The sequence below is a fragment of the Streptomyces sp. NPDC091272 genome (assembly GCF_044757485.1).
GTDB lineage: Bacteria > Actinomycetota > Actinomycetes > Streptomycetales > Streptomycetaceae > Streptomyces.
In genome coordinates this window covers 74,216-91,707 of sequence record NZ_JBIVVC010000017.1, presented here as the reverse complement: position 1 = coordinate 91,707, position 17,492 = coordinate 74,216, and the positions used below count along the sequence as shown (strand labels likewise).

Here is a 17,492-nt window from a genome sequence, read left to right as displayed (position 1 = left end):
GTACCGGTTACGCTGGTGCGGTGGCAGTCGTCGATGTATCCGAAGAGCTGAAGTCCCTCTCCTCGACCATGGGGTCGATCGAGGCCGTCCTGGACCTCGACAGGATGAGGGCCGACATCGCCGTGCTCGAAGAGCAGGCCGCGGCGCCGTCCCTGTGGGACGACCCGGACGCCGCGCAGAAGATCACCAGCAAGCTCTCGCACCTCCAGGCGGAGCTCCGCAAGACCGAGGCCCTGCGCGGCCGGATCGACGACGTCGCGGTGATGTTCGAGCTGGCGGCCGACGAGGACGACGCGGACGCCCTCGCCGAGGCCGAGTCCGAGCTCGTCTCCGTACGCAAGGCGCTGGACGAGATGGAGGTCCGCACCCTCCTCTCCGGCGAGTACGACGAGCGCGAGGCCCTCGTCAACATCCGTGCGGAGGCGGGCGGCGTGGACGCCTCCGACTTCGCCGAGCGCCTTCAGCGGATGTACCTGCGCTGGGCCGAGCGGCACAACTACTCCACCGAGGTCTACGAGACGTCGTACGCGGAAGAGGCCGGCATCAAGTCGACCACCTTCGTCGTCAAGGCTCCGTACGCCTACGGCACGCTCTCGGTCGAGCAGGGCACGCACCGTCTGGTGCGCATCTCGCCGTTCGACAACCAGGGGCGCCGGCAGACCTCCTTCGCGGGCGTCGAGGTGCTCCCGGTCGTCGAGAAGACCGACCACATCGAGATCGACGAGACCGAGCTGCGGGTGGACGTGTACCGCGCGTCGGGCCCCGGCGGCCAGGGCGTCAACACGACCGACTCGGCGGTGCGCCTGACGCACATCCCGACCGGCATCGTCGTCTCCTGCCAGAACGAGCGCTCGCAGATCCAGAACAAGGCGAGCGCCATGAACGTCCTGCAGGCGAAGCTCCTTGAGCGCCGCCGCCAGGAGGAGCAGGCCGCGATGGACGCCCTCAAGGGCGACGGCGGCAACTCCTGGGGAAACCAGATGCGTTCCTACGTCCTGCACCCGTACCAGATGGTCAAGGACCTCCGTACGGAGTTCGAGGTCGGCAACCCGCAGTCGGTGCTCGACGGCGAGATCGACGGCTTCCTTGAGGCCGGCATCCGCTGGCGCAAGCAGCAGGAGAAGTAGCCGGGCGAGCAACGGGCAGGCGCCGGAATCCCCTTGGGGTTCCGGCGCTCTCGCGTTCCGGGGCGGGGACGGACATGTCAGGGTGCTGTGTACATCGTGCGGGCAAGTGTTCGTAAATCCGGCACAACGCCCGGAACGACCTTGACGTCATTCTTATGGCTGGGGGAGTGTGGCGGGCAGCATGCGTATGTCTGGGGCGGGTGTGAACGGGGGCGAGCGGGCGGCCTCTTGAGAGGCGGTCCCGTGAACTGACATCCCCGCCGAAGCCGTTGCCCCTGCATAGCTGCTCCATCGACTCGTTCTTCGAAGAGTTCAGCCAGCTACTGGGGGTAGCAACCAGATGACCAACAAGATGCGCGTCCGCGTCGCGCGGATCGCCGCGGGCGCCGTGATCGCCGCCGGCGCCTCGCTGACCGTCGCGGGCGTCGCCCAGGCCGCAGGCCCGGGTACGGACGCACAGGGCGGCATAGGCCTGGAGATCAACGCGGGTATCGACGCGGCGGACCCGGGCGACGACAGCGCAGGCCTGGTGGGCGGCGCCGACGCGGGCGGTGGCGACACCGGCGGCGAGGGCGCCGGGGGCGCCGACACCGGCGGCGAAGGTGCCGGGGGCGCGGACACGGGCGGTGAGGGCGCCGGGGGCGCGGACACCGGCGGCAACACGACCGGCACCCCGACCACGGGTGGCAACACCACCGGCAACCCGACCACGGGCGGCAACACCACGGGAAACCCCACCACGGGCGGGAACACCACCGGCAACCCGACCACGGGCGGCAACACGACCGGTGACCCGACCACGGGCGGGAACACCACCGGCAACCCGACCACGGGCGGCAACACGACCGGTGACCCGACCACGGGCGGGAACACCACCGGCAACCCCACCACCGGTGGCAACACGACCGGTGACCCGACCACGGGCGGGAACACCACCGGCAACCCCACCACCGGTGGCAACACCACGGGTGACGCGTCCACGGGTGGCGCGGCGAACGGCAGCGGGTCCGGCGGCGGCGAGACGGGCGGTGCCGCCACGGGTGGCGGCGACGACACCGCCCCGACGGTCCCGCCGGTCGAGTCCACGGCCGGCACCACCGGTTCCAGCGGCTCGGGCACGGGCGGCGTCTCGGACAACACCGACGTCGACTCGGTCGCCAACCGGCCCGTCGAGCAGGCCCAGGCCAAGGACGAGCTGGCCGCGACCGGCGCCGGCGACACCACGCTCCTCATGGTCGGCGCCGCGACGATGATCGCCGGTGGCATCGCCTTCCGCTTCCTGCCCCGCCTGAGCGGACGCGGCGGCAACGCGGCCTGATCCGCAGCCGCACCGCCGCAGCGCACGACGGCCGCAGCGCACGACAGCCGCGCCGCGGCAACGCAGCACGGCCGTCGCGGCGGCTGCACACAGGTGAGGGGCCCGGGACACATACGTGCCCCGGGCCCCTCTCACGTGCGATGCGACCCCCTGGGCCCGTGCGAACACGAACCCCCGGGGTCTGCGATACGAACCCCTAGGCGGCCTGGTGGGCCACCAGGGCCATGGCCGCCACCAGTATCAGCAGCAGCGCCACCAGCGACGCCGGGCTGAGCTGGGAGAACGGGTTCTGCTGCTGCTCCAGGCGCTGCCTGCTCGCCCGGCACGTCGGGCAGCGGCCCTCGGCCACCGGTCCCGCGCAGCTCGCGCACACCAACCGGTCATAGGTCATGCGCTCTCCTTCTCCGGTCACCGGCCGCACACTCCGAGCAACGTTCCTCGACACTTCGCGTTCTCTCCCCATAACGCCCGGGGAAACGCATCCGTTCCCCTCCACTGTGCCAGCTGGGCGTCCGATCGGCGCGGCCCGAGGCTCCCTGCGGGCTCCGCGCGACCGGCAAACCGGAGCAAAGGCCTCATCGCGGGGAAGCAGCCTGCGGGCGTACTGCCGGGTCGCGTATGGTCACGCTCACCTACTCCCGGCGACCGTGGTGCACCTGTGATCCGATTCGACAACGTGTCCAAGTCCTATCCGAAGCAGAACCGGCCCGCCCTGCGGGACGTCTCCCTGGAGGTCGAGAAGGGCGAGTTCGTCTTCCTGGTCGGTTCCTCCGGCTCCGGCAAGTCCACCTTCCTGCGGCTGCTGCTGCGCGAGGAGCGCGCCAGCCAGGGTCAGGTGCACGTCCTGGGCAAGGACCTCGCGCGCCTGACCAACTGGAAGGTGCCGCAGATGCGCCGCCAGCTCGGCTGCGTCTTCCAGGACTTCCGGCTGCTGCCCAACAAGACCGTCGCCGAGAACGTCGCCTTCGCGCAGGAGGTCATCGGCAAGCCCAAGGGCGAGATCCGCAAGGCCGTCCCGCAGGTGCTCGACCTGGTCGGCCTCGGCGGCAAGGAGACCCGGATGCCCGGCGAGCTCTCCGGCGGTGAGCAGCAGCGCGTGGCCATCGCGCGGGCCTTCGTCAACCGCCCGATGCTGCTGATCGCCGACGAGCCGACCGGCAACCTCGACCCGCAGACCTCCGTCGGCATCATGAAGCTGCTGGACCGCATCAACCGCACCGGCACCACTGTGGTGATGGCGACCCACGACCAGCAGATCGTCGACCAGATGCGCAAGCGCGTCATCGAACTTGAGAAGGGCCGTCTCGTACGCGACCAGTCTCGCGGCGTCTACGGCTACCAGCACTGAAAGGACGCCGATGCGCGCCCAGTTCGTCCTGTCGGAGATCGGTGTCGGTCTCCGCCGGAATCTCACGATGACCTTTGCCGTCATCGTCTCCGTCGCTCTCTCACTCGCCCTGTTCGGCGGGGCTCTGCTGATGCGCAACCAGGTCAGCGAGATGAAGAGTTTCTGGTACGACAAGGTCAACATCTCCATCTACTTCTGCAACAAGAACGACGCCGAGACGGGCGTGCCGCAGTGCGCCAAGGGTGCCGTCACCGCCGAGCAGAAGAAGCAGGTCGAGACCGACCTGAAGAAGATGGACGTCGTCGAGAGCGTCTTCTACGAGAACGCGGATCAGGCGTTCAAGCACTACAAGGAGCAGTTCGGCAACACCCCGATGGCGAACGTCATCACGCCGGACCAGATGCAGGAGTCCTTCCGCGTCAAGCTCAAGGACCCGCAGAAGTACAAGGTGGTGGCCACCGCCTTCGCGGGCCGTGCGGGGGTGCAGTCGGTCGAGGACCAACGCAGCATCCTGGACCAGCTCTTCGAGCTCATGAACGGCATGAACGTCGCGGCCCTGGTGCTGATGGGACTGATGCTCGTCATTGCGCTGATGCTGATCGTCAACACCGTGCGGGTGTCTGCGTTCAGCCGAAGGCGCGAGACCGGCATCATGCGGCTGGTCGGCGCGTCCAGCTTCTACATCCAGGCACCGTTCATCATGGAGGCCGCGGTCGCCGGTCTCATCGGTGGCGCCTTCGCCTGCGTACTGCTCGTGCTGGGCCGGTACTTCCTGATCGACCACGGCATCGCGCTCGCCGACAAGATGGAGCTGGTGCAGTTCATCGGCTGGGACGCGGTCCTCACCAAGCTGCCGCTGGTCCTCGCGATCAGCCTTCTGATGCCCGCACTTGCCGCGTTCTTCGCCCTGCGCAAGTACCTGAAGGTGTAGTCGGCCGCCTCTCGGTGTGACAACTGCCCCACCCGAACCCCGCGTTCCCTACGGCATCCCGCCGTACGGGGCGCGGGGTTTGTCCTAGACTCGTCGCCATGCCAGACCCGGAGTTCGGTATCCGGCCCCGCGGACTCTGCCGTGGGGCAGCCCTGACATTGGTCTTCGCGGGTGCGCTCGCCACCGTCTCGGCGACCGGTTCATGGAGCGACGAGGACCGGCCGCAGCCGGCTTCGGCCATCAGGCCCGCCGGCGCAGTCGCCACCCGCGAGGCGGTGACCCGGGCGGCGGCCGAGGCGGTCGCCGACGGGAAGTCGGGCAAGGAGGCCGCCCAGGAAGAGGTCAGCCGCAGCGGTGACCGGTGGGGCGCGGTCTACGACCCGGCGGAGTACCGGGAGTTCACGCGTTCGCTCGACGGCGAGTACACCGGCGTCGGCCTGGTGGCCGAGCGGTGCGCCGACGGCCAGGTCCAGGTCGCCAGGGTGCAGCCGGGCAGCCCGGCGGCCAGGGCGGGCGTACGGAAGGGCGACGAGCTCCGCACGGTCGACGGACACCGGGTCGACCGGCGGCCCGTCACGGAGGTCGTCGCCCTGCTGCGCGGTGACCGGGCGGGGGCGCCCGCGGGTACGCCGGTGACGGTCGGCCTCCAGCGAGGCAGGCGCACCTGGACCGAGGAGCTGCGCCGGGCCACCGTCGCCGCTGAGGCCGTCACCGTGCAGAAGCTGTCCGACGGGGCGGTGCTGATCAAGGTGGCCTCGTTCAGCAAGGGCTCGGGCGAGCGGGTACGGGAGGCGGTGCGCGGCGCCCCGGCGGGCAAGGGGGTCCTGCTGGACCTGCGGGGCAACGCGGGCGGGCTGGTCGGCGAGGCCGTCACCGCGGCCTCCGCGTTCCTCGACGGCGGACTCGTCGCCACGTACGACGACCGGGGAAGACAGCGGGCGCTGCACGCCAGGCCGGGCGGGGACACCGAGAGACCCGTGGTGGCGCTCGTCGACGGCGGCACCATGAGCGCGGCCGAGCTGGCGGTGGGCGCGCTCCAGGACCGGGGCCGGGCGCTGACCGTCGGCTCGCAGACCTTCGGCAAGGGCTCGGTGCAGAAGCCCAGCCGGCTGGCGGACGGCTCGGTCGCCGAGCTGACGGTCGGCCACTACCGCACTCCGGCGGGGCACAACCTGGACGGCCGGGGCATCCGGCCCGACCTCGCGGTCTCCGAGCGGGCCCAGGAGCGGGCCGAGACGGTATTGAGTGGCCTGCAGGGGGGCTCGTAGTGCGAAAATGACCGCACTATGGCTAAGGAAAAGGACCCCAAGCGCAAGATCATCGCGCAGAACAAGAAGGCCCGGCACGACTACACCATCATCGACACCATCGAGTGCGGGCTGGTGCTGATGGGCACCGAGGTGAAGTCCCTGCGGCTCGGCCGGGCGTCGCTGGTGGACGGCTTCGTGCAGATCGACGGCGGCGAGGCGTGGCTGCACAACATCCACGTACCGCTGTACTCGCAGGGCACCTGGACCAACCACGCGGCCAGGCGCAAGCGGAAGCTGCTGATGCACCGGGTCGAGATCGACAAGCTGGAGTCCAAGTCGAACGAGACGGGCCACACGGTCGTCCCGCTCGCCCTGTACTTCAAGGACGGCCGGGTGAAGTGCGAGATCGCGCTCGCCAAGGGCAAGAAGGAGTACGACAAGCGCCAGACCCTCCGCGAGAAGCAGGACACGCGGGAGACGAACCGCGCGATCGCCGCGGTCAAGCGCAAGGAACGCGGGCACCTGTAGGGCGCCGTAGCCCGCCCGCGGGCAGGTACGGACGGGCCGCGGACCGTCCGTCGGGGACCGCGCCGGAAATAGGGTTGGCACCCTCGGACGTTGGTCACGTACGATGGCTACTGCACCCCACATGGTGATGGGGCCAGCAGCGGTGAAGGTGGTGCGAGCCGCCGGACCCACCTTGAGAAATCAACATGGGGATGATCGGTTTCGACAGCGGATGTCGAAGCAGGGGAAGCGTGTCGAGGAAGCGGCAATGATCTCGTAAACCATATGTCGCAACCAATAATCGCCAACACCAAGCGCGATTCCTTCGCCCTCGCTGCCTAAGTAGCGACTTGCGAAGTGTCAGCCCGGGGGTGATCCCGACCCGGATCCTGGCATCATCAAGGGATCTAAACTCCTAGGCCCGGTCACGGGGCCTGGGAGGAAATCAAACAGTGACTGAGCCCGTCGGAGACTTGTCTGCGTGATCTCCGGGGCCGAGAAAATCGCAGCAGACTGCACACGGAGAAGCCCTGTTTTTGCACCGTTGGACGCGGGTTCGATTCCCGCCATCTCCACAAACCCCATGTTTGAGCACGACGACGAAGGCCCGGCTGCCACGGCAGCCGGGCCTTCGTCATGTCCGCCCCTTGGTCAGGTCGGCTGTCGTATGCGTCACGTGATGTCTTATCCGGCGATGAGATAGGGGGTAAATGGTTCGAATCGGACACGGAATGACTCATTCCGACCGTTGATATGTCATTGCTGTGTGACAAGAGGCCACTCCGGAGAACCGGCGTCACCCGCGTGCGTTACATTCATCCTCCGGGTGCAGTGTGATAGGGACGCTTGGACGGGTGGGGGCCCGAGCCAATACGTCATCCAGCTGGTCGCGCGCGCCCACCGATGAATCAGTCAGTGGGGGATGTGCGGACAGCTATGGACAACACGCAAAAGGGTGCCCAAACTGGGCAGACCCGTCAGATACGTCAGATACGTGACGCGGACGACCGGACGATGCAGCTCGACTCCGTCGGGTCCCACTTCGCGCGTCGCGAGCAGCCAGGACCCGTACTGCCCGAGCTGCCGGCGGACGGTGGCAACGGCCCGGTGTTCGTCGACGAGAGCGGTCGCCGCGGCAAGAAGTTCCGCAGGGTCGGCTGGCTCCTCGGCGCGATCTGCGCCTGCTATGCGGCGATGCTCGTCGCCTCCCTCATCGGCGGCAGCTCCCTGGCACCCGACCTCTTCCTTCCCGGCGGCGCAAGTGCCGAGGAGAAGTCCGAAAAGGTGAAGTCGGAGCCCGGCCCCTCCCCGTCCGTGCCCAAGCCGGACGACATCCCCCCGGTCACCGGGAACCAGCAGCCCGCGGGACAGGGCAGTCAGACGCCCCAGGACCCCGGCAAGGTCCCCGCCGGCGGTACGAAGAAGACCGAGACCAAGGACCCCGACCCCGGTAAGCAGGTCCCCCCGCCGGCCAACGGCGGCGCGGCCGCCGACGGTGGCGCCGCGGCGAACGGTGGCGCGGCTGCCAACGGCGGCGCGGCGAACGGTGGCGCGGCGAACGGCGGCGCGGCTGCCAACGGTGGCGCGGCCAACGGCGGCGCCGCGAACGGTGGCGCGGCGAACGGCGGCGCGGCCAACAACGGTGGCGCCGCAGCCAACGGCGGAGCCGCGGACGGTGGCGCCGCTGCCAACGGCGGAGCCGCGGACGGTGGCGCGGCCGACGGCGGCGCGGCCGACAACGGCGGCGTCGCGAACGGTGGCGCGGCCGACGGTGGCGCGGCCGACGGCGGCACGACCGACCCCATTCCTCCCGTGGACCCCGGCACCCCGGCTCAGTAGAAGGCACGGCACGTAGATGTCCAACCCCCGCAGGCGTTCCTCATCGGGCGCCCGCCGCTCCGCCGCGCGCAAGCGCAGCAGTCGGCGGCGCTGGTTCCCCATGCGTTACCTGTTGCCTTCGCTGCTCCTCGTCGCGCTCATGGCGATGCTGATGCTGCGCGGCTACGTCCACAGCGAGATCGAGTCCGACCAGCGGATCCGCGAGTCGATCGACCAGACGACGGTGCCCCAGAACATCCTCGACGGCGGTCCGGTCATCGACGCCACGAAGCCCAAGGAGAAGGAGCCGGAGGCGCGATACGTACGGGACAAGCACGTCGTCATCACCTTCGACGACGGTCCGGACCCGACCTGGACGCCGAGGGTCCTGGACAAGCTGAAGCAGTACGACGCCAAGGGCGTCTTCTTCGTCACGGGCACCATGGCCACCCGCTACCCGGACCTGGTCAAGCGGATCGTCGAGGAGGGCCACGAGCTCGGGCTGCACACCTTCAACCACCCCGACCTCTCGTACAAGACCCGCGACGGCATCGACTGGCAGTTCTCCCAGAACCAGCTCGCGATAGCCGGTGCGGCCGGGGTGCACACCTCGCTGTTCCGGCCGCCGTACTCCTCCACCTCCAGCGCGATGGACGACGCGAGCTGGCCGGTCGCCAAGTACGTCGGCGAACTCGGCTACCTGACCGTCGTCAACGACACGGACAGTGAGGACTGGAAGCGCCCCGGCGTCAAGGAGATCATCAAGCGCGCCACGCCCAAGACCACCAAGGGCACCATCGTCCTGATGCACGACTCGGGCGGTGACCGCTCGCAGACCGTGGCGGCGCTGGACAAGTTCCTGCCGGACATGCAGAAGCGCGGCTTCAAGTTCACCAACCTCACCGAGGCGCTCGGAGCCCCGTCCGCGCACACCGAGGTGACCGGGCTCGATCTGTGGAAGAGCAAGGCGTTCATCGCCGCGATCTACGTCTCCGACCACATCACCGACGTGCTGACCGTGGGCCTGGCCATCGTCGGCAGCCTCGTCATCGCCCGCTTCGGGCTGATGCTGATCCTTTCCTTCGCGCACGCCCGCAAGGTCCGCAAGCGCGGCTTCCGGTGGGGTCCGCAGGTCACCAGGCCGGTCACCGTGCTGGTACCCGCGTACAACGAGCGTGAGTGCATCGCCAACACCGTGCGCTCCCTGATGTCCAGCGACCACCCGATCGAGGTCATCGTCATCGACGACGGCTCGACCGACGGCACCGCTGACATCGTCGAACGGATGCGGATACCCAACGTCCGGGTGGTGCGCCAGCAGAACTCGGGCAAGCCCGCCGCGCTCAACAACGGCATCCGGCACGCCCGTTACGACATCATCGTGATGATGGACGGCGACACCGTCTTCGAGCCGTCCACCGTGCGCGAACTGGTCCAGCCGTTCGGCAACCCGCGCGTCGGCGCGGTCGCGGGCAACGCGAAGGTCGGCAACCGCGACTCCCTGATCGGCGCCTGGCAGCACATCGAGTACGTGATGGGCTTCAACCTGGACCGCAGGCTCTACGACATGCTCGGCATCATGCCGACCATTCCCGGCGCGATCGGCGCGTTCCGCGCGGACGCGCTGCACCGGGTCGGCGGCATGAGCGAGGACACCCTCGCCGAGGACACCGACATCACCATGGCGTTCCACCGCGACGGCTGGAAGGTCGTGTACGCGGAGGACGCGCGCGCCTGGACCGAGGCGCCGGAGTCCGTGCAGCAGCTGTGGTCGCAGCGCTACCGCTGGTCGTACGGCACCATGCAGGCGATCTGGAAGCACCGCAGGGCGTTCATCGAGAAGGGCCCCTCCGGCCGCTTCGGCCGGATCGGCCTGCCGGTCGTCTCGCTGTTCATGATCGTCTTCCCGCTGCTCGCCCCGCTGATCGACATCTTCCTGATCTACGGCCTGGTCTTCGGCCCGACGGGCAAGACGGTCGTCGCGTGGTTCGGCGTGCTGATGCTCCAAGTGGTCTGCGCGGCCTACGCGTTCCGGCTGGACAAGGAGAAGATGACCCATCTGATCTCCTTCCCGCTCCAGCAGATCCTGTACCGCCAGATCATGTACGTCGTCCTGCTCCAGTCCTGGATCACCGCCCTCACCGGCGGCCGGCTGCGCTGGCAGAAGCTGCGCCGGACCGGTGTGGTCGAGGCGCCGGGGGCCCTGCCGGGCCAGCGGCGCGAAGAGGAGAGGTGGCCGGTCGGATGAGCCACGGTTATCCGGGCGCAGGCGGCCACGGCGAGTACCCCGAGGAACCGGAGTACGACGCGGACGGCTTCCCACGACAGCTCGGCGGCCCCCAGGAGCCGTCGCCCCAGCAGGGCGGCGGCGGTGGCTGGCCGCAGGTGCGCAACAACCCCGGCCCCGCCATGTACGGGCAGGGGCAGGGCCGGCAGGGGAACGGCTACCCGCAGGCCTACCCGCAGGGCGGCAGCTACCCCCAGCAGCAGTCGCAGCCCCAGGGTGGCGGCTGGCCGCAGCAGAGCAACCACCGGCCGCAGCAGTCCCACCAACGGCCGCAGCAGACCAACAACCGGCGTCCGCAGGGCTCCCCGGGCGGTTACCCGCAGCAGGGCGCTCACGTCCCGCAGCAGGGCGGCCAGGCGCCGCAGCAGACCTCCGGCTACCCGGTCGCCGGTTACCCGGACGCCGGGCCCGCGCCCACCACGGGATACGCGAACCAGACCCATGCGGGCCAGGCCTACGCGGACCAGGGTTACGGGAACCAGGGTTACGCGGACCAGAGCTTCGCTGAGGGTGCCACCACGGCGTTTCCGGTGCAGGGCGGACCGGCGGAGGAGACTCCCGCGTTCGCACGGGCCGCGGTCGGCGCGCCGACCCGGCAGCAGCCCGCCTGGGGCCGTGACAGCGCCACAGGCCTCGCGGTGGACGATCCGTACGGTCCCAGCACCTCCGCCTGGCCCGAGGCGGCCGACCCGGCCCTGACGGCGGACGCCGAGGCGGACACCGGGGCGCCGGGCGCCGACGCTCCGGCGGCGGACGCCCCGGCAGCGGCCCCGAAGAAGCCCGGCCGGGACCGCTACCTCGACCTGCTGCGCTCCATCGCGCTGGTCCGCGTGGTGCTCTTCCACGTCTACGGCCAGGCGTGGATGACGATCATCTTCCCGTCCATGGGCGTGATGTTCGCGCTGGCGGGCTCGCTGATGGCGCGTTCGCTGGCCCGGCCCGCGTTCAGCGTCATCAAGAGCCGTGTGCGGCGACTGATGGTGCCGGTGTGGCTGTTCGCGATCGTCACCCTCGCGCTGATCTTCAACGGCGGCTGGAAGCCCACCGCGGGCGAGGACGGCGAGTCGATCATCTGGTGGTGGGTCAAGCTCGCATGGTGGTTCGTGCCCGTGGGCGCGGCCACCGGCCCTGACGAGATCGGCTCCCCCGGCGGCCTGCTGGACGTCAGCTGGGCGGCCCAGACCTCGGGGCCGCTCTGGTACATCCGGGCGTACCTGTGGTTCGTCATGCTCTCGCCGCTGATGCTCAAGGCGTTCCGCAAGCTGCCCTGGGTGACGCTGCTGGCTCCGCTGGGCATCTGCCTCGTGCTGGGGCTGAAGCTGGTCGAGATCCCCGGTGAGACCGGCAACGCGATCCAGGACTTCTCGACGTTCGCGGCCTGCTGGATCCTCGGCTTCGCGCACAACGACGGCACGCTGAAGAAGCTCAAGGCGTACATGATCCCGTCGTTCGCCGCGGTGCTGATGTGCCTCGGCCTCTGGTGGGCGGGCACGCACATCGGCGAGGCGGGCTGGAACTTCGACGAGATACCGATGGCCAACGCCCTGTGGTCCCTCGGCTTCTGCGCGATCCTGCTGCACTACTCGCCGTCCTGGCAGGAACTCCCGGACAAGCTCAAGGGGTTCGACACCCCGATCACCCTTGCCAACAACCGGGCCGTGACGATCTACCTCTGGCACGAGATGGCCATCATGCTGACCATCCCGCTGATCGACCAGATGTGGGGGCTGCCGGTGGTGGGCGATCTCATCAGTCCGTATCTGGGCAAGCTGTACCAGGTACTGATGTTCATCCTGGCCTGGCCGCTGATCGCTGCGGCGATCGCTTCGTTCGGCTGGGCGGAGGACGTGGCGGCCAAGCGCAGACCACGGCTGTGGCCCAACGGGGCCAAGAAGAAGTAGCGCGCGGGGGAGTGGCCGGGCCCTCGCGCCGCCGCTCCCCGGCCGGGCCCGGTACCAAGGGTTCCGGTGCGGGGTGGCGGCAGGCACTCTGGAGTCAGCGGTAGCCGCCGGAACGGCGGCGACCACCGGCGATCCCGGAGGGCATCGGTATGGGCTCGGGCGGCGCGGGCGGCACAGGTGCAGGCTCAGGTACCAGGACTCACGCGGGCGCGGGCCATTCCCCCGTGAGCTGGTGGTTCGACTCGGGTCGGGTGTGTCTCGACCTCCTCGCCACCCGGGCCGGGGAGGCGGAACTCCTCGTGGGCGCACGGGAGTTGGCCGAGTGGCTGCTCGGGGCGGGGCTCGTTCCCGGTGGCACACCGCTCGGCGCGGTGGACGAAGAGTGGGTGCGGGCGTTTCGCCAACTGCGCCAGTGCGTCGCGGACCTGGTGGAGGGCGGGGGCGCCGACGCCGCCCTGGAACCGGTCAACTCCCTTGCTGCCGTGCCTCCTCCGGCGCCGCGCGCGGTACGCGGCGCGGACGGGACGCTCGTGTACGTCCTGGCGGGTGAGCCCCGCTGCGAACAACTCCTCGCCGCCGTCGCCCGGGACACCGTGGGACTCCTCACCGACCCCGTCGCCCGCGCCGCCCTGCGCCGCTGCGAGGGCGACAACTGCCGCCGCCTGTACCTCGACACATCCCGCGGACACCGTCGCCGCTGGTGCTCCAGTGAGGTCTGCGGCAACCGCGAACGGGTCGCCCGGCACCGCAGGCGGGCGGCCGTCGCCGCCCAGGGGTGAGACGCGCCGCCTGGCCGGCCGTCCGCATCGAAGGTTTTGGCGCACCGTACGGAGGGTTCCGGTGCGCCGCCCGGAGGATCCGTACGGAGGGTTCCGGTGCGCCGCCCGGAGGATCCGTACGGAGGGTTCCGGTGCGCCGCCCGGAAAGATCTTGCGCGCGGTTGAGTCGCGCACACCCACGCGCCCGTACTCCACGTCGAGGAAATCCGAGAGTGGCTCGATCGGGAGGCACAGTGCGCGAGGATGCCGCCGTGGCCGATGACCGTCCGCAGCGCCGGGCGCGGCATCGCAGCGCGGGGAAGGGCTCAGGCCCGCCCGCTCCCGAGGAGGAGCTGATGCGCTCGCTCTACCGCGAACACGCCGGTCCGCTGCTCGCCTTCGTGCTGCGTCTCGTCGCCGGTGACCGCCAGCGCGCCGAGGACGTCGTGCAGGAGACGCTCATCCGTGCCTGGAAGAACGCCGGGCGGCTCGACCGGGCCACCGGATCGGTCCGCCCCTGGCTGGTGACGGTCGCACGCCGGATCGTCATCGACCTCCACCGCAGCCGGCAGGCCCGGCCGGTGGAGGTCGATCCGTCGCCGCTGGAGGTCCTGCCCGCGGAGGACGAGATCGACAAGGCGTTGTGGCTGATGACGATCGGCGATGCGCTCGACGACCTGACGCCCGCCCACCGCGAGGCGCTCGTCGAGACCTACTTCAAGGGACGTACGGTCGGTGAGGCGGCCGACGTCCTCGGCGTACCCACCGGGACCGTCAGGTCCCGGGTCTTCTACGCGCTCCGTTCGCTGAAGCTGGCCCTTGAGGAACGAGGAGTGACGACGGCATGAACGCACCCGGGAGCGGGTCGGTCCACGACGCCGTCGCCGCGTACTCCCTCGGCATTCTGGACGAGGCCGAGGCCGCCGCCTTCGAGACACACCTGGCCCTCTGCGCCCTCTGCGCCGGCCGGCTCGACGACCTCGCGGGTCTGGAACCGGTGCTCGCAGCCCTCCGTGAACCACCGGGCCCGCCGCGGGAGTCGACGCCGCCGCGGCCCGCGCTGCTCGAAGGCCTCCTCGCGGAGGTCGCCGCCGGGCGGGAGCTGAGCAAGCGGCGCAAGCGGCGCGGGACGTACCTGGCCGCGGCGGCGGCGCTGGTGGTCATCGGCGGCTCGGGCGCGGCCGTGGTGGCGGCGGACAGCGACCGGGGGGCCGTGCGGGCGGCTCCCGAGCCGCACCCCACCGGTCCGGCCGAGGACGCGTTCCTGCACCACATGGAGGAGAAACGGGCGGCCACCGATCCGCGCACGCACGTCGCAGCCGTCGTCGGCACCGAGAGGAAGGGCTGGGGGACCCACACCGTCCTGGAGCTCACCAACGTCAAGGGGCCCCTGCGGTGCAGCCTGGTCGCCGTGTCCAAGCAGGGCGAGGAGGAAGTCGTGTCCAGCTGGTCGGTCCCCCGGTGGGGGTACGGGATCGCGGACAGCCCCCGCGAGAGCGCCAGGGCCCCGCTGTACGTGCACGGCGGCGCGGCCATGTCCCGCAACGACATCGACCACTTCGAGGTCCGCACCTTCGACGGCAGGCGCCTCGTGCAGGTCGGGGCCTGAACCGCGCGCCACGACCTCCGGCCACTTACGAAAAGTCGACGCCTGACATAACGGTCCCCTTCGCGTACGGTTGACGGCTGCCCAGTGCACGTCAGAAGGGGGCCTCGGTGGCCGCGCAGGATGCCGCTGTCGATTCGGTCCGCGACCGAGAAATCGGCGCGGAGCAGGATCATCTGGATCAGGTGTACCGCCGTCTTGAGGAGAAGATCCACGAGGCCGAGTTCCTGATGAACGACGCCGCCAAGCGGGGTCAGGTCGGTACGCCCGGCGCGCTCGCCGAGCGTGACGCGCAGGTCTTCCGGGCGGGGGTGCACCTCAACCGTCTCAACAACGAGTTCGAGGACTTCCTCTTCGGCCGGATCGACCTGCTGCACGGCAAGGACGGCAAGAGGGGCCCGGACGGCGCGTTCACGTCGGTCGAGCCCGCCGACGACGCCGTGCGCGACGATCTGACCGCCGACATCGGCGAGACGCTCCACATCGGCCGGATCGGGGTCCTGGACTCCGACTACGCGCCGCTGGTCATCGACTGGCGCGCCCCGGCCGCCGCGCCGTTCTACCGTTCCACGCCCAAGGATCCCGGCCGGGTGGTGCGCCGCAGGGTGATCCGCTCCAAGGGCCGCCGGGTGCTCGGCGTCGAGGACGACCTGATGCGCCCGGAGCTGACCGCCCGCCTCGGCGGCGCGCGGCTGGCGGTGCTGGGTGACGGTGCGCTGATGGCCGCCCTCGGGCAGGCCCGCAGCCACACCATGCGCGACATCGTCTCCTCCATCCAGGCCGAGCAGGACCTGGTGATCAGGGCGCCGGCCGCCTCGGTCACCGAGGTCGCGGGCGGGCCGGGCACCGGCAAGACCGCCGTCGCCCTGCACCGGGCCGCCTACCTCCTCTACCAGGACCGCCGCCGGTACGCGGGCGGCATCCTGATCGTGTCGCCGACCCCGCTGCTCGTCTCGTACACCGAGGGCGTGCTGCCCTCGCTCGGCGAGGAGGGGCAGGTGGCGATCCGGGCGCTCGGCTCGCTGGTCGACGGCGCGGAGGCGAGCACGTACGACGAACCGAACATCGCCCGCATCAAGGGCTCCTCGCGGATGCTGAAGGTGCTGCGGAAGGTGGCCAGGGGGGCCCTGGAGAGTCCTGCGCCGTCCGCGCCGGGCCCGGCGGAGGCCGAGGAGGGCCAGCTGTCCTTCGGGGACTTCGGGGACCTCACGGGGGCCGCCGGGGCCGACGGGGCCGACGAGGAGGCCCGGCCCGCGGTGCGGACCGACCTGCTGCGGGTCGTCGCCTTCGGCGCCCGGCTGGAGCTGGAGGCCGGCGACCTCCAGCGGATCCGCAACAACGTGCTCAGCGGCACCGCCCCGGTCAACCTGCTGCGCCCGCGCGCCCGCAAGCTCCTGCTCGACGCGCTCTGGTCGAAGTCGGGCGGCCGCGGCCGGCACACCGACCCCGAGCTCGCCGCCGAACTGCGCTCCTCCTTCGACGAGGACGTGTCGTCGGAGGACTCCTTCCTGGCCTTCCTGGACGCCTGGTGGCCGGAACTCACCCCTCGCGCGGTGCTCGCCGCCATGTCCGACGAGCGGCGGCTCGGCCGGTGGGCCCGGCGCATCCTCAGCCCGCGCGAGATCCGCCAGCTGGCCCGCTCGCTGCGCCGCGAGGAGCTGTCCGTGCACGACGTGGCGCTCCTGGACGAGCTCCAGCTGCTGCTCGGCACGCCCGCCAAGCCCAGACGCAAGCGCGAGTACGACCCGCTGGACGCCCTCACCGGCCTTGAGGAGCTGATGCCGCAGCGCGAGGAGACCCAGTGGGAGCGCGCCGAGCGGCTGGCCGCCGAGCGCACCGAGTACGCGCACGTCATCGTCGACGAGGCGCAGGACCTCACGCCGATGCAGTGGCGGATGGTCGGCAGGCGCGGCCGCACCGCGACCTGGACGGTCGTCGGTGACGCGGCGCAGTCCTCCTGGACGGACCCCGAGGAGGCCGCGCAGGCGCGCGACGAGGCGCTGGGCTCGCGCCCGCGCCGCAAGTTCGAGCTGACGGTCAACTACCGCAACCCCGCGGAGATCGCCGAGCTGGCGGCGAAGGTGCTCGCGCTCGCCGCCCCGGGGATGCGCGCACCGCGCGCGGTGCGCTCCACGGGCGTGGTGCCCCGGTTCGTCGCCGCGGCGGGGGCGGGCCAGGACGCCCTGGAGGCCTCCGTACGGGAGGAGGCGCGCCGCCTGCTGGAGCAGGTGGACGGCACGGTGGGTGTCGTGGTGGCCATGAACCGGCGGGAGCAGGCCGGGCGTTGGCTGGCGGATCTCGGGGAGCGGGTGGTCGCGCTGGGCAGCCTGGAGGCCAAGGGGCTGGAGTACGACGCGACGGTGGTGGTTTCCCCCGCGGAGATCGCCGAGGAGTCGCCGGCCGGGCTGCGGGTGCTGTACGTGGCGCTGACGCGTGCGACGCAGCAGCTCACGGTCGTCGCGGGGAAGCGGGACGCCCCTGATGCGGACGGGGTCGCGGCACTGCTTCGGGACTGATTTCGAGTCAACAGGCCACACGGGAATGACTTCCCCGGAGGGTTTGTTAGTCTCGAATGTGACACCGGCTCGATCCAAGCCCCCGGGCCCAACCTTAGTCGCTTCGAGCGACCACTTGCCGCGAG

The 17,492-nt window shown here is 70.5% G+C and carries 14 protein-coding genes and 1 other RNA gene; 14 read left to right on the top strand and 1 reads right to left on the bottom strand.

The window, feature by feature from the left end; translation table 11 throughout:
- Nucleotides 1-20 precede the first annotated feature (20 nt).
- Both prfB and ACIQM4_RS32780 read left to right on the top strand, forming a co-directional pair.
- Entirely contained in the window at nt 21-1,127 is a 1,107-nt protein-coding gene (gene prfB, locus ACIQM4_RS32785; RefSeq protein WP_401598944.1) for a peptide chain release factor 2, read from the top strand.
- 340 nt (nt 1,128-1,467) lie between these two features.
- A complete protein-coding gene (locus tag ACIQM4_RS32780) occupies nt 1,468-2,445 on the top strand; it encodes a hypothetical protein (RefSeq protein WP_401598943.1) in 978 nt (325 codons plus the stop codon).
- Between the two features lie 196 nt (nt 2,446-2,641).
- Here the strand turns inward: ACIQM4_RS32780 and ACIQM4_RS32775 are convergent, their stop codons facing one another.
- The gene (locus ACIQM4_RS32775) at nt 2,642-2,836 is read right to left on the bottom strand and encodes a hypothetical protein (protein ID WP_401598942.1); all 195 of its coding nucleotides are present in this window, start codon (nt 2,834-2,836) and stop codon (nt 2,642-2,644) included.
- 267 nt (nt 2,837-3,103) lie between these two features.
- Here ACIQM4_RS32775 and ftsE point away from each other — a divergent pair, with 267 nt between their 5' ends.
- From ftsE to ACIQM4_RS32715, 12 genes are all read left to right on the top strand, one after another.
- Entirely contained in the window at nt 3,104-3,793 is a 690-nt protein-coding gene (gene ftsE, locus ACIQM4_RS32770) for a cell division ATP-binding protein FtsE (RefSeq protein WP_401598941.1), read from the top strand.
- Nucleotides 3,794-3,803: 10 nt separating this feature from the next.
- Nucleotides 3,804-4,724 carry a permease-like cell division protein FtsX gene (gene ftsX, locus ACIQM4_RS32765; RefSeq protein WP_401598940.1) on the top strand — a complete coding sequence of 307 codons (921 nt, stop codon included), beginning with the start codon at nt 3,804-3,806 and terminating at the stop codon, nt 4,722-4,724.
- A 98-nt stretch (nt 4,725-4,822) separates the two neighbouring features.
- Nucleotides 4,823-5,992 (top strand): S41 family peptidase, encoded by a 1,170-nt coding sequence (locus ACIQM4_RS32760; protein WP_401598939.1) that lies wholly within the window; start codon nt 4,823-4,825, stop codon nt 5,990-5,992.
- A gap of 18 nt (nt 5,993-6,010) precedes the next feature.
- Nucleotides 6,011-6,502 (top strand): SsrA-binding protein SmpB, encoded by a 492-nt coding sequence (gene smpB, locus ACIQM4_RS32755; RefSeq protein WP_401598938.1) that lies wholly within the window; start codon nt 6,011-6,013, stop codon nt 6,500-6,502.
- A 187-nt stretch (nt 6,503-6,689) separates the two neighbouring features.
- Nucleotides 6,690-7,059: a transfer-messenger RNA gene (gene ssrA, locus ACIQM4_RS32750) on the top strand.
- Between the two features lie 358 nt (nt 7,060-7,417).
- Nucleotides 7,418-8,320, top strand: coding sequence for a hypothetical protein (locus ACIQM4_RS32745; RefSeq protein ID WP_401598937.1), 903 nt, complete (start codon nt 7,418-7,420; stop codon nt 8,318-8,320).
- A gap of 100 nt (nt 8,321-8,420) precedes the next feature.
- Nucleotides 8,421-10,547, top strand: a complete 2,127-nt coding sequence (locus tag ACIQM4_RS32740; RefSeq protein ID WP_401598999.1) for a bifunctional polysaccharide deacetylase/glycosyltransferase family 2 protein — start codon at nt 8,421-8,423, stop codon at nt 10,545-10,547.
- Complete coding sequence (locus ACIQM4_RS32735) at nt 10,544-12,487, top strand: acyltransferase family protein (protein ID WP_401598936.1); 1,944 nt, start codon at nt 10,544-10,546, stop codon at nt 12,485-12,487. The genes ACIQM4_RS32740 and ACIQM4_RS32735 overlap by 4 nt, the downstream gene beginning before the upstream one ends.
- 149 nt (nt 12,488-12,636) lie before the next feature.
- On the top strand, nt 12,637-13,266 hold the full coding sequence (locus ACIQM4_RS32730) for a CGNR zinc finger domain-containing protein (protein WP_401598934.1): 630 nt from the start codon (nt 12,637-12,639) through the stop codon (nt 13,264-13,266).
- A gap of 233 nt (nt 13,267-13,499) precedes the next feature.
- The gene (locus ACIQM4_RS32725) at nt 13,500-14,093 is read left to right on the top strand and encodes a sigma-70 family RNA polymerase sigma factor (protein ID WP_401598933.1); all 594 of its coding nucleotides are present in this window, start codon (nt 13,500-13,502) and stop codon (nt 14,091-14,093) included.
- On the top strand, nt 14,090-14,854 hold the full coding sequence (locus ACIQM4_RS32720) for an anti-sigma factor family protein (RefSeq protein WP_401598931.1): 765 nt from the start codon (nt 14,090-14,092) through the stop codon (nt 14,852-14,854). Before ACIQM4_RS32725 ends, ACIQM4_RS32720 begins: the two co-directional genes overlap by 4 nt.
- Nucleotides 14,855-14,961: 107 nt before the next feature.
- Nucleotides 14,962-17,367 carry a HelD family protein gene (locus tag ACIQM4_RS32715; RefSeq protein ID WP_401598929.1) on the top strand — a complete coding sequence of 802 codons (2,406 nt, stop codon included), beginning with the start codon at nt 14,962-14,964 and terminating at the stop codon, nt 17,365-17,367.
- Nucleotides 17,368-17,492 lie beyond the last annotated feature (125 nt).